Raw genomic sequence first — 12496 nt, 5'->3', positions numbered from 1 at the left:
TGCGATAAAATGCAGGCTTTTTAGTCTGTTCAGTAGAGATCACATTTAACGTGCGATTACGTGCGCTCTGCTAGATACGCTTCGTAGTCTGGGATTTCGATGATTACTTCTTCTTCAAGCAATGAAGAGTTAAACAGGAAGTTAGCGGTAGCGCGGTTAGTTGCCACAGGAATGTTCCAAACACTTGCGATACGAAGCAGTGCTTTTACGTCTGGGTCGTGTGGTACAGCATTAAGCGGATCCCAGAAGAAAATCAGCATATCGATTTTGCCTTCAGAGATAAGCGCGCCAAGTTGTTGGTCGCCGCCCATTGGGCCGCTGATCATGCTCTTGATTGCTAAGCCTGTCTCTTTACTGAGTAGAGAACCAGTCGTGCCCGTTGCGTAAAGGAAGTGCTTTTGTAGTTTTTCTTTGTTCTCTTTGACCCATCTTAGTAGCTCAGGTTTGAAGTGGTCATGAGCGACCAAAGCGATATGCTTATGTGTTGGCATAGTGCGCGTCGTTTTTTGCATGAATGTTCCCTAAATTGTTGTTTCGTTTTTATTGTTTTGAGTTCTTCAGCCAATATAGCACTAAGGATTCACACTGAATACCGGACGAAACTCAGAAGGTGACAATGAGTCGGCGATAATTTGATCTTTGAGAGTTGCAGGTGTCAGCGCTTCGATAATCGGTGCGCTGTGTTGCTCGTAAGGTTGACCGCGTAAGTAACTCGTGGCTTGTTTTACCGACAAGCGACCTTGCTCAACCATTTTATCTGTTGGCGCAAAAAGTACCTTGTTACGGAGTAAACCACGGTAGGTTCCGTGACTTAGGTAACTTGAGATTAACCCAATATCTTCGGTTTTATCGGCCGCTCGTAGCTCACTGATCGCTGCTTCAATCGCGACGGCACTTCCGACTATATATTGGATATCAGGTTCTTCTATCACCTGCTGTACTAGATTTCTTTGAAGTTCTTTATCGTTATCTGCCCAATAGCTGATCGCAATTTTGATATCACTCGACTTGATCGCATCATAAAACCCCAGTGCTACAGGCTTAGTGCCGCCACTCGCTTGTGGGCCAAGTAACAGGGCGATAGGTGTTTCGCCTGATCCTTTCGGGTGTCGTTTCGACAAAAAATCTCCGACTTGGTATCCCATTTGGTACCAATCGACACCGACCGTACCTTTTAATACCTTCTGTTGTTCTTCATTGACGGTTAACTCATTTACCGTAGCAAATACAGGCGTCGAGCCAACCCAATCAGTAAGGTTGTCATGGTATGCATCGGGTGAAACTGTGCCTAAAATAATCGCATCGGCTCCCCATTGTGTGCAAAGCACCAGTTGCGAGGCTTGTTTGGCCACGTTGGGGTAACCGCCAGCTTCCAATACTCTTAGCTCAACTTGCTGCTTTTCTGCTTCAGAGATCATTCCATAGTTTACCGACAACCAATAAGAGTCTTTGAGGTGCGGATAAATGGCACAAATTTTCTCTTTGTGTGATGTGGCTTCGGCTGGTTTTATTGGGCTCAAAGGCTCGCTAGCCCCTGCGACAGTGGTCACTGAGGCCAGTAGTGAGAGAAGAATTATTGAAGCGAAAGGTCTAGATAGCATGAATTGCCGTTTTATTGGTTTTAGATAAGAAACACTGCAAAATATAGCGTATTCTGCATGGGTAAAGAAGAACGTTTTAAGGTTTAGAGTTTATGTTGTTAGCTTCAGCGAGTATTGGACGCAAGCTGCTGGCCTCATTCTTAGTGATGGCACTGTTGGTTCTATTGTCTGCATTGATCGGTGTTTCTGGTTTTAGCTTTGTAGCAAAAACGGAAAGAAACGTCGTTGATTCGGCGCTTCCTGCCATGATCGAAGCTCGTCAGGTTTCTGAGTTGAGTAACCGTATTATTTCGTCAGTACAAACACTTTCTAATGCGAGAAACGAGGCCGAAAGAAAAGAGGCTGGCACCGTACTGTTTGACCAACTTGAGTCGCTTCTTCAACATATCAAAGAGCTTGGTGTCGACAGTTTCGATTCTCAGCTCCTCAATAAACTCGAAAACAATGTTCAAAGCGTTATTAACACACTGGCTGAGTTGGGTGTGTCGGTTGAGCGTAAGCTTTGGTTAAGCAAAGAGTTGTCGTCTCGTGTCGAAGAGATGCGCCTATTGGCCGAAGAGCTAGAGCAGTTGACGCGAACCCAAGTTTTGAACACGGCTACCATTGCGGTTGCTAACGTCACGCATATCTATGACCTGCTAGAAACCAAAGAAACGGATAAAGCCTACCAAGCCTTAGATGCGCTTGTAGAGGTTGACCTTGATTTGTCTGAGCGCCTACACGAATTGCATTTGCTGGCGTTCAAAATGCTTAACCAAATTGAAGAAACGCAAACCGTTACCAACGTAGAGCGTATTCATCAAATCCAATCAGAATTTGAATCCAACCTAAGAATCATGGCGCGCCGCGTTAAAGCGGTCGAAGATCCTACTCGTTCAGCGCAGATGTCTCAGCTTCTAGAAGAGCTCAGAAAACGCCAAGTCGTGTTCGATATTTCATTAGAACAATATGAGAACACCAAAAAGTCAGAGTTTCTGATGCAAAATACGTTGGAGCTGTTCTCTCAGCTGAATACAACGGTTAACCAACTGGTTGATGATTCAAACCGCAGTACCAAAAAAGCGGTTGATGAGCTGACCAGCACGTTGAATTTGGCTCAATGGTCACTGTCTGTGATTTCGGTTATTGGTTTGGTTATCGTTGCATTTATCGTGTGGCGAGTGGTGTATATCTCGGTTGTTAAACGTCTTACTGAATACTCATCGGCCTTGATGTCTATCGCACAAGGTCGCCTGAATATTGATATCTCGGTAAAGGGTAATGATGAGCTGGCTCATATGGGCGAGGCGATCATCACTGCCAGAAACACCGCGCAGGCGCTACAAGTGGTTGCGGTGGGTGAAGCAAAGGCGAAACGCGAACTTGAAGAGCACAAAGAACACTTAGAAGAGTTGGTCACAGACCGAACCTACCAGCTGCAAAAGACCAATGAGAAGCTGAACATCGAGGTAGGGAACCACGCTAAGGCTCGTAACGCCGCAGAACAAGCAAGCCGCGCAAAATCCGCTTTCCTTGCGACGATGAGTCATGAAATACGAACGCCGATGAACGGTGTATTAGGTACTGCAAGATTGCTCAAAGATACCGGGTTAGACCCGCTGCAATCCGGCTATGCAGACATCATTAACCGCAGCGGTAAGAACCTACTCGCGATTTTGAATGACGTGTTGGATTACTCAAAGATTGAAGCAGGGCATTTAGAAATCCGCACTGCTTCGTTTGATCTTCATCAGATGGTTCAAGATACCTACCAATTGATGGAAGGGCGTGCCGCTGAGAAGAAGCTGAACTTTGATTTCCATATTGAAAGTGATGTGCAACGCTATTGGCGTGGTGACGTAACGCGAATCAGCCAAATCTTGAATAATTTGGTCGGTAACGCGATTAAGTTTACGGAAAGTGGCTCGGTCGATATCTTTATCAGCTTAGATATCGAAGATGAAAATCGAGTGATGTTTGAAGTGTCAGATACAGGTGTCGGTATTGATGCTAGCGAACAAGCTTGTCTGTTTGATGCCTTTACCCAAACCGATAGCGGTCGCAACAAAACCGGCGGCACAGGGCTTGGATTAGCGATCAGTAAAAGCATCATGTTGGCAATGAACGGGGATATTGGCGTTCATTCTGAAGAAGGCGAGGGTAGCCAGTTTTGGTTCTCACTGCCACTTGAAGCCGGTGAGAAGATAGAAACGAAAGTACCGGTCATTGAAGCGTGTATTCGAGCTAAAGTACTTCTGATTGAAGATAACCCCGTAAACTGCATCGTTGCTGAAGGCTTCTTGCATAACTTGGGGCACGAGGTTGTGATTGCGACAACCGGACAAGAAGCGAGAGCCATATTCAGTGAGCAAGAGTTCGATATTGCGCTGGTGGACATTAACTTACCCGACTGCGATGGCGTCGAGTTAATTCAACAACTCAAAGACGATGCGCTTCAGCATAAAAGTGAAGAAGACGTAATTCGAAAAGTACCCCCAATGATCGCAGTATCGGCTCATGTGTTTAACGAAGAAGTGGAAAGCTATTTGTCGTCTGGCTTTGATGGATTCTTACCTAAGCCGTTAGAGAAGGAAGCATTATCGGAATTGATTGTTGAGCAGTTGGACGGTCACACGCTGTTGCTGCCTCAGCCGGATCCGTCAGATGCTGTTTGCTGTCAGCTAAACTCTAAACCTCAGGAAACCGAGCTAGACTTATCAGCATTGGCATTTGCAAGCTCGACACAACGAGCAAACCAAGACGCGGAACATAATCAAGGAGAACCGATTGTGCAGATGATTAACCCTAAGATTATCAAAGACGACTTGGCCATTCTCGGTCGAGAAAAAATAGTGCAGATTGTTGGGTTGTTTGACCAAAGCAGCCAAGTCACTCTCGATGAACTGATTGTGGCAAGTGCCGCTGACAACGCTCGTGAAATTAAGTCTTTAGCTCATAAACTGAAAGGGTCTGCCGGCAGCCTAGGATTATCTGCACTGTTTGCTTTATGCCAGAGCATTGAAGCGAGCGAGGATCCATTACTTCAATATCGCGATAATGCAGACTCATTACCTGAATTGGTGAAAGACTCGTTAGCAGCGCTCCGAGAGCAACTATAGAGTGGCTATTGGGCGGAAAGCCCCAAAATAAGAACAGAAAACAAAAAGCAGGCTATTTCTCCGTTTTAATATGAAGAAGTGACCTGCTTTTTTATTGTCGAATAAGAATCTAAGTAAGGCTTTCAAGGAACGGCTCTAAGCCATCTTGATATGTCCAGCAGCTTTGATCTTAACGTGAACCATATTGCCTTGTAGGTAGCTTAATGGAATCTCGCTGCGTTCAATGATCGCGACATTATCGCTGCATGCGCCAGCTTCAATCGCCAGTTGCTTTGATTGCGCTTCCAAGCCCTTTAAGGTCTCTTCACGTGATGCTGGGTCAATCGGTACGATCTTATCGAATTGACCTGATATTTCACCCAACGCAACACCAATCGCATTAGCCACTTCAAAGTGCTCAGGACGAACCACTTGGCTCACACCTTCAAAATGATCTGGGAATAGGGCACTACCACCACCAACCATGATTACGGGTACACTCGCCGCAGAGGTCTTCATCTTATCGATGCCTTCTTCAACATCCGTGACCATTTGTTGATAAATCTTGCTTGCTTGTTCGGCTGAAACACCAATCTCATCACTCAGTTGATGTTCTGCCTGCCACTGCATTTGTCCTGTTTTGAGTGCAATATCGGTGAGCGTAAGTTCATCACCACCAAAGCTACGCGCCGTTTGCGTCAAGGTATGGCCAACACTTTCTGGGCCTAGCTCTATACGCTGCTGTTCAAAGCGAACCTTGGTACCACCACCAATGGCTAACGCCAAAATATCAGGCATACGGAAGTTGGTTCTCACTTCACCGATTTCTACTGCTAAGCTCGATTCTCTTGGGTAGCCGTGAGTCAGTACGCCGATATCAGACGTAGTGCCGCCCACATCGACCACAATCGCGTCTTTTAACTTAGTTAAGTGACTCGCTCCACGAATCGAGTTTGTTGGCCCACAAGCCACGGTAAGAATCGGGTACATCAATGCGAACTGCTGTGACATCAGTGTTCCGTCGTTCTGACCGAAATAAGGCGTGGTGTGGATTTCATGATTGATGAGTGCACTGCAAAAGCCGTCAACGAATCGTTTTGCTGTACCTTGTAGAGCCGCATTGAGGATAGTGGCGTTCTCACGCTCTAAAAGCCCTAAACTGCCCACTTTATGGGATAACGAAAGGTTCACTCCCGGAAGTTCTTGTTGAATCCACTCTGCTGCTTGAAGCTCCTGGTCGCCATTGACGGGAGAGAACACTCCGCAGATAGCAATGGAATCCACTTGGCCTTTCATTTTCTGGCAAAGCTCGCGGATCTCAGACTCTTGAATATCGGCAATTAACTGGCCGTCGTATTCATAGCCGCCGTGCGCTTGGTAGAAGTGCTGACCAAGCAGGTTTTGCCACGCTTCACTCCAACCACAAAGGGGCGGGACGCTATCACCACTGGGAAGCGCTAAGCGAATCATGCCGACTCTGTCTAAGCCTTTTCGTTCAACGATTGCGTTGGTGCATTGAGTCGTGCCAAGCATCGCGTGTTTCACTTGCTGACCATCAATGTTTGCTTGGTTTAATAGCGCAGAAATCGCGTTGTCGATCCCTGTTGAAACATCATGTGTGGTTGCGGTTTTTACTTTGGCAATCACATTTAAGTCTGCGTCGAGCAGCACACCGTCGGTATTGGTGCCACCTACGTCAATGCCCAAACGGCAGTAATCAAGCGTAATGTTTGTCATGCGACTACCTCTTCAATGCAGACTTTAGTTGTTCAATGGTTTGATACTCGACGGTGTAGCCAAAGTAACCCGGGCCCGCGACTTCAATACCTTTGTCAGTGCGCCATTTGGGGTCGCAAGGGTAAGCGATCAGGTCGATGCGCTGCCCGTAACGAAGTTGTTCGGTTGTGATTGGCTTACCCGTTTCATGATCCAAGATCGAAATAAGATCCGGTGTTGATGCCAGCAGGTTATCTTGGCTCATGTCTGCGCGGCTTGTACCTTTGTGCGCGAGAAGTAATTCGTTTTGGAACTGCACAAACACGTTATCGACGCCGGTATCTTCAAACTGAGCCAGCTTTTCAATCACGACACCACCTGTTGCAAAACCACCATCGGTTTCACGTTGAATATCAACAATCTTGCCACTGATGATGGTATGGCCGCCGACAATGTCTAATACGGCCTGTGTGCCACTTTTATTGTTGTCGTTCGCCAGTCTAATCGCTTCACCAATCTTCATTGCTTGGGTCAGTGTTGCAGGCAGTGCGCTGCGTTTTAGGTTCTTACCGTTCATTGGGTAATCGCACATTGCTGCAGAGCCACCCATCTGTTCGGTAATTGGTCTCGCAAACTTTTCAGACCAAATACCGTCAATCGGATAAAGCGTGACGACATTGCCACGCTCATCGGCCAATGTGTTTGGTGCAGAAGGGAGACCATCAAGAAAGAAGGTCACCATCTGAGCTTCTGGGAACGCACGTCCCATCGCATCACAATCGATCACAGGAATGTTCTTTTGTGCTGCAACGAGAATTGGAATCAATGAATTAAAACCGCCCACTTCGATAGGAAACGTTGCCGCCACCTCAGTGCCGAGCGCTTTTTCCATCGCTTCGAAAGCAATCAACATTTGATCTTTCGAATTGAGTTTCTCTACTGCGACGGTTGGTGCGCCAATCATTGAAGAGGGCACTGTCATCCAATTGTCTTGCACGTCTTCTAAAGGAATCATGCGTACAGGGTGCTTTGCCGTTGCAATGGCTACTTTCGCCATCAAGGCACCGCTGTATGGGTCACCGCCGCCGCCAGTACCTAATACCGTCGCACCCAGCGCGATATCATCAATCATTTGTTCAGTAATAATCACAACTACTATTCCTTATCACTTGAAGGAGAAAGCTTCATTAGGGCGAGGTAAATCACACCAGCGGCAAGAATGCCGTCTAACGCCGAGATGCTGGTGAACGAAAACAGGTTGAAAAACTCTGGTGCAGTACAAGCGCTGAATGCAGTACCAAATGCCCAAGAAGCCAAGCCTTTAAACATCCAAGCTGGAACTTGTTGGATGTTCTCAAAGCTCATTTTTGTCGAATCTAAAACATAATATTGAACGATGTAGACACCCGCAGCAGGCGCAATGGTTACGCTGAGTAGCATTAAGAAGTCGGTAAACTTGTTCACCATGCCGAGTTGAGCAATGCCAATGCCGACGATGGTCATGATCACAACCAGAACAGGGCGCGGAATCTTAGGTAGAACCATCGACATGCATAAGCCGCCAGAGGTCAGGTTGCTACTGTTGGTCGTCCATTGTGCGAACACCAGCACGATGATAGCCGCCATGCCTAAACCTAGGGTGAAGAAGACTTCGACTAGGTCGTCGGTGCCGGTCATTTTGGTCAAGATCAATGCGATAAGAATGATGGCGCTGTTGCCGACGAGGAAACCGATACCCGCTCCTAAAATCGCATCACGGCGTGTTTTGGCGTAGCGAGCAATATCAGGTGCAGCAACCGCAGCTAGAATCCAGATAGACATAACAAAAGAGATGGCTTGGCCAAGCGTCAAAGGATCTTCAATCGATGGCGCTGCGCCACCTTGATAATCAGCAGCCATAAACAAACCGATGGTAATCAACGTCACCATCAATGGAACAGAATAGGTACTGAGTTTGCCTAAAGCACGAACGCCATAGATAGCCGTCATCATCATTAACACACTGCCGCCAATAAGAGCGGTGAGGTGTGAAATTATGATGTCGTATTTCGCCAGTGCATCGACCATGATGAAAGCGAAGAAATCAGCCTGGAATGCGAACCAGCCGACTAATGAGATGCCGTTGATGAAGCCAAGAATTTTACCGCCGTTACGGCCAAATACCGCGCTGCTCACCAGCGGGGTAGAGACGCCAGCTTGAAAGCCAATGTTGGCACACAGCATCGCGATGATCGCCAATAAGCCTGAACCAATAAACGTGGCAAGCAGTGCGTCTTCAAAACCAATACCGCTGCTTAGAATCGAGCCGAGAAACAGTCCCGAAATGTCGATGCCGATTGCCAACCAAATAAGGCTGATGACCCACCAAGATCGTTTGGCCTTCTCGGGAACGGGTTCCAACTCGAAGTCATCTATCTTTTTGTGGCTGTGTGTTGCTTCGGGTTTATTCACGTAAGCTTCTGCCGCCATAGTGCCATCCATGCATTGTTATTCCATAAGTGTGAATAAAGCATACTGATGTATTTATTGTTAATAAATGAATATAATCAGATGTAAACATAACAAAAAATAAATGTGAGTGGCAAAGTGAATCCAAACAATAAGTTAGATAAAAGAGACCTACGTAGATTAGAGCTTTTTTGTGAAATTGTTGAACAAGGAGGCATCAATCAGGCGGTCGCAAGCACTGGGATTAGTCAACCAGTGCTGAGTAATCAGCTTATTGCCTTGGAAAAAAGCTTAGAATTAACATTATGCCAACGTGGTCGACGTGGTTTTAAGCTGACTCATGAAGGTGAGCAAGTGTATAAATATGCGAACCAACTAAAATCGACCTTAACCGACTTCGCTTATAAGTTACGAGGTGTACAGACGGAACTCTCTGGGCATGTGCGAATTGGATGTTTGGATAACACCGTCACTTTGCCTTATAACCCACTTCCCAAAGCGATCGAGACGTTTTACAAACGCAGTAACAGTGTTGAGGTGAGTGTTGATGTCGGGGATTTCACCCAGTTGAATGAGAAGTTAGCAAAGAACCAGATTGATATGATGATAGTGGTTCTAGGGTCACATCAAAAATCAGCGTTTCAACATAAATACCCACTGTTTGAAGAGCACAGTTATCTGTATGCGCGTAAGGATCTGGCTGAGAAGATCATGGACAAGGATTTCTCATTGGATGGCTGTCGTATCAACATGGGCGGCTATGCCAAAGATGAGATGTTCCGATTACTGAATATTGAGCAGTACGATTCCGTAAAGCCTTTTGATGGCTGGCATGTCGAGTCGGGTGTAATTTTAACCTTGGCGGGCACACACCTGAGTTTTTTACCGTCTCATTTAATCGACCGTGGCCATTATGACCAAGCCTTGATTCCGCTTCAGCCCGAGAAGTGGAGCCTTAAGAGTCAGTTTTATGTGGTGTTGAAGCAACCTGTAGATTCCCTTTCCCCCGCCGCGCGTGCGTTTTTTGATGAGCTACACCAACCGGAAGCATCGGATTCAATATAGAGAGCTTTTCGCTTCTCAAGAGCACTTCTCGCTTCTCAATAGCACTTAAGATACTTTCTCATATACAAAAAATCCTCTGCCAAGACAGAGGATTTTTGCTTTTATGCTTTATGAGTGAAAACTAACGGTTCTCGAAGCGGTTGTAATCCAACAATCCGAACTCGATCGGTTGGTCTTGTTGATACCAACGATGCACGCGATCACTGAATGGCCAGAACTCGCTAGAACTGCGTCGTACCGCAAACTTATCCAGCAGCGCCACGTAGTCTTCTTCTGTGCTTAAGTTTTGCAGCGTTTTAACCAGAGTAGGAATCTCGCTCTCGGTTAATGATAGGTAAGCCGCAGGGTAGCTACCGACAACGCCTCGTACGAGGGTAAGGTCATCATTGGCGTAATCACGGTTACCTTCTTCATTAAACAAGCTAGAAATGTTGCTGTGCGCGTTATTGTGAATCATGGTGAACAGTTGCTCTTCGCCGTTTTCGCCTTCAATCATGATCATCACTAATTGAGGCACATGACGCAGGCCTTCGCCCTTTATCAAATTCACTTGGTTAAGCAGTGCTTCATTCTTCCTACCAAAACCTGTTTCAACAATCTCAAAGCGATTATCGAGAACAGGTGCGAGCTTATCTTTGATCATATCAAGCAGTTCGTGTTTCGGATCCGCCGTTTTGTAAACCACGCTGGTCGGCTGATCAAAAGGTGCAATGTTTCGCTGTAAATAGTCACTCAGTTGTGCGCTTTGGTTCTGGTACCAACTAGAGTGTTCAATGTGACGAACGTCTTTAGGAAGAAGGCTTAAGAAGTTACTCTCACCTTCAAGACGCAAGAAGTCCATGAACATGCGTGTAATCAGCTGGTGGCCAAAGTTGCCGTAAACATCGAAGCCTGCAACGAGAAGATAATGAATACGCTCTAGAAGAGCATAATCAAGAATCCACGCAGTCTTAGGTTGCGTGCCAACTAACCCTTGTACAACAGAGGCGCTATCGAAGTGCCTAAAGACGGTGAGAGCAGCATTCGGGTTGATGCCATCGCCATCCCAAATGATGCCAGTGTCTAGGTGGACGCCACTCTCGAACCATTGGTTAGTGAAGTCTGATTTCGCGTTTAGGTATTGCGCTTGTTGCTTTGCGTATCTTACCCAGTTGGTCACAGGTACGGTGTTACTTTTTAGTTCGCTAGGTAGCTTTAAATTTTTCTTTTGACTTGCGTAGAAGGCGTTGATTTCCGGAACATCGGCTTTCTCTGGGTCGATGAAGAAAACCCAAAAACGGTCGTTAATTACGTTCAAGGCAAGTTGACCACGACACACAGGTCCTTTGATATATGCCATGATGGTGTTTTGCGCGTTATCTAACATGAAGTTGAAGCGCGAGTTTACTGGCAGTGCTTCAAACGAAGTCATTGGGTTAGCTGAAACATCGATGTCGTAACTAGGTAGTTGTTTTACTTCGTAATTTACGTCGACAAACCAGGTGTTCCACTTTTGTAGACGCTCTTTATTAAGCGCGAAAGGCATGTGCGTTTTGTCGACGATAGTGCCTTGTTCTGGAATCAGACGGTAGTAAACACTGTCTACTTTTGGATCGTCATAAGGGCGACGAGTCGTGATGCGTTGTACCGCTTCACCTGGTGGTGTTGCAGAGCGAACAACAGTAAAGAAACGCGTTGGTTGAGCTAAATCAGAAAAATAGACATGAGATAAAAACAGGTGCTCGTAGATATAACGTGCTGAAAGTTGACTCTTATTGTCGCTCTTGTTTAAAAAGCTTTCGTAGACATTAACGAGCTCTTGTTCTGCATCAGTCAATGGAATGTGGTCGTTCATTAACGCGCCATTTTCCAACCAACTCATTAAAGTCGCGTATTCGGTTTTGTCTAAGTTTGGCATCCCATAAGGCATTCCCCAAGTTGGGTAATCTCTCTCGTATTGAGCGTATTCTTCAATGGTTGGGCACTGTTGGTCGCGATCGATTGAAAAGTCGAAACCTTCAAGCTGGGTTTGATCGGGCAGAGGGTGATTCTCTTTCTGGATCAACATACGAGAAACAAGACCAGCATCGAGGTTAGCCGTTGAGTTCTGCATACGCTCATTGAGGACAGGATGAAAATCCGCATCGCGCCACTCTTGCGTGGTTAAAGCATCTTCAAACAAGCGAGTAGGGGCTGATGCCGTTAAGCGGGTGCCTTGATAAACGAGTGCCTTGCTCGCGCCTCGGTCTATACCTTCCACTGAAGACATTTTGAGTTGGCAAGGGGCGTCATAACAAGCGTGACAAACCACGCATCGGTTATCAATGATGGGCTTTACTTCGTCAATGAAGTGCTGCGCTTGAGCTGAAAGAATAGGTGCTTGGCGATCGCGTACTTGTTGTTCACCAAACAGTTCGTCGAAGTTTAAACCCGCGTAGACGGCACAACCTGAGAAGGCGCTAACAAAAGCTAAAATGAAGAGTTTTTTTAAATTCATACGTATTTAAATATTAGGCATTTTCTATAATTATATCGAAAATGATTGAAAATGCTCATGTTCTAACAATTTTGTAGACAAGATCTTGATGGGGCGAGTGACTTGTCGATGCG

The 12496-nt window shown here is 46.2% G+C and carries 9 protein-coding genes; 3 read left to right on the top strand and 6 right to left on the bottom strand.

All coding sequences use genetic code 11. The features are described from left to right. Window positions 1-56 precede the first annotated feature (56 nt). Complete coding sequence (locus AB6E52_RS11880; RefSeq protein ID WP_017064778.1) at window positions 57-512, bottom strand: methylglyoxal synthase; 456 nt, start codon at window positions 510-512, stop codon at window positions 57-59. A 60-nt stretch (window positions 513-572) separates the two neighbouring features. Continuing rightward, a complete protein-coding gene (gene torT, locus AB6E52_RS11875) occupies window positions 573-1520 on the bottom strand; it encodes a TMAO reductase system periplasmic protein TorT (protein WP_240698146.1) in 948 nt (315 codons plus the stop codon). On the opposite strand from torT, the gene AB6E52_RS11870 reads away from it, so the two are divergent. Both AB6E52_RS11870 and torS read left to right on the top strand, forming a co-directional pair. Beyond that, window positions 1465-1629, top strand: coding sequence for a hypothetical protein (locus tag AB6E52_RS11870; RefSeq protein WP_240698147.1), 165 nt, complete (start codon window positions 1465-1467; stop codon window positions 1627-1629). The genes torT and AB6E52_RS11870 overlap by 56 nt on opposite strands. Window positions 1630-1693: 64 nt before the next feature. Further along, complete coding sequence (torS, locus tag AB6E52_RS11865; RefSeq protein ID WP_017060885.1) at window positions 1694-4699, top strand: TMAO reductase system sensor histidine kinase/response regulator TorS; 3006 nt, start codon at window positions 1694-1696, stop codon at window positions 4697-4699. A gap of 135 nt (window positions 4700-4834) precedes the next feature. Here torS and AB6E52_RS11860 read toward each other — a convergent pair whose 3' ends face one another. From AB6E52_RS11860 to AB6E52_RS11850, 3 genes are read right to left on the bottom strand one after another with little or no spacing between them, the layout of a single operon-like run. After that, window positions 4835-6415 (bottom strand): hydantoinase/oxoprolinase N-terminal domain-containing protein, encoded by a 1581-nt coding sequence (locus AB6E52_RS11860; protein ID WP_017064777.1) that lies wholly within the window; start codon window positions 6413-6415, stop codon window positions 4835-4837. A gap of 4 nt (window positions 6416-6419) precedes the next feature. Then, window positions 6420-7544: a DUF917 domain-containing protein gene (locus AB6E52_RS11855; RefSeq protein ID WP_102319840.1), complete on the bottom strand. Its 1125-nt coding sequence runs from the start codon at window positions 7542-7544 to the stop codon at window positions 6420-6422. Window positions 7545-7549: 5 nt separating this feature from the next. Then, entirely contained in the window at window positions 7550-8875 is a 1326-nt protein-coding gene (locus AB6E52_RS11850; protein ID WP_017064775.1) for a cytosine permease, read from the bottom strand. A gap of 93 nt (window positions 8876-8968) precedes the next feature. On the opposite strand from AB6E52_RS11850, the gene AB6E52_RS11845 reads away from it, so the two are divergent. Then, the gene (locus tag AB6E52_RS11845) at window positions 8969-9907 is read left to right on the top strand and encodes a LysR family transcriptional regulator (RefSeq protein WP_102319841.1); all 939 of its coding nucleotides are present in this window, start codon (window positions 8969-8971) and stop codon (window positions 9905-9907) included. A gap of 121 nt (window positions 9908-10028) precedes the next feature. Here AB6E52_RS11845 and AB6E52_RS11840 read toward each other — a convergent pair whose 3' ends face one another. Next, the gene (locus AB6E52_RS11840; protein WP_102319842.1) at window positions 10029-12383 is read right to left on the bottom strand and encodes a fatty acid cis/trans isomerase; all 2355 of its coding nucleotides are present in this window, start codon (window positions 12381-12383) and stop codon (window positions 10029-10031) included. Window positions 12384-12496 lie beyond the last annotated feature (113 nt).

The organism is Vibrio sp. 10N.247.311.13 (assembly GCF_041467595.1).
Taxonomy (GTDB): domain Bacteria; phylum Pseudomonadota; class Gammaproteobacteria; order Enterobacterales; family Vibrionaceae; genus Vibrio; species Vibrio crassostreae_C.
This window is presented reverse-complemented; position numbering and strand designations above follow the sequence as displayed.

Excerpts from the sequence above, each read along its gene's own strand:
- torS (WP_017060885.1), top strand. The coding sequence starts at position 1,694 with ATGTTGTTAGCTTCAGCGAGTATTGGACGCAAGCTGCTGGCCTCATTC.
- AB6E52_RS11880 (WP_017064778.1), bottom strand. The coding sequence starts at position 512 with ATGCAAAAAACGACGCGCACTATGCCAACACATAAGCATATCGCTTTG.
- AB6E52_RS11850 (WP_017064775.1), bottom strand. The coding sequence starts at position 8,875 with ATGGATGGCACTATGGCGGCAGAAGCTTACGTGAATAAACCCGAAGCA.
- AB6E52_RS11860 (WP_017064777.1), bottom strand. The coding sequence starts at position 6,415 with ATGACAAACATTACGCTTGATTACTGCCGTTTGGGCATTGACGTAGGT.
- AB6E52_RS11870 (WP_240698147.1), top strand. The coding sequence starts at position 1,465 with ATGGCACAAATTTTCTCTTTGTGTGATGTGGCTTCGGCTGGTTTTATT.
- AB6E52_RS11840 (WP_102319842.1), bottom strand. The coding sequence starts at position 12,383 with ATGAATTTAAAAAAACTCTTCATTTTAGCTTTTGTTAGCGCCTTCTCA.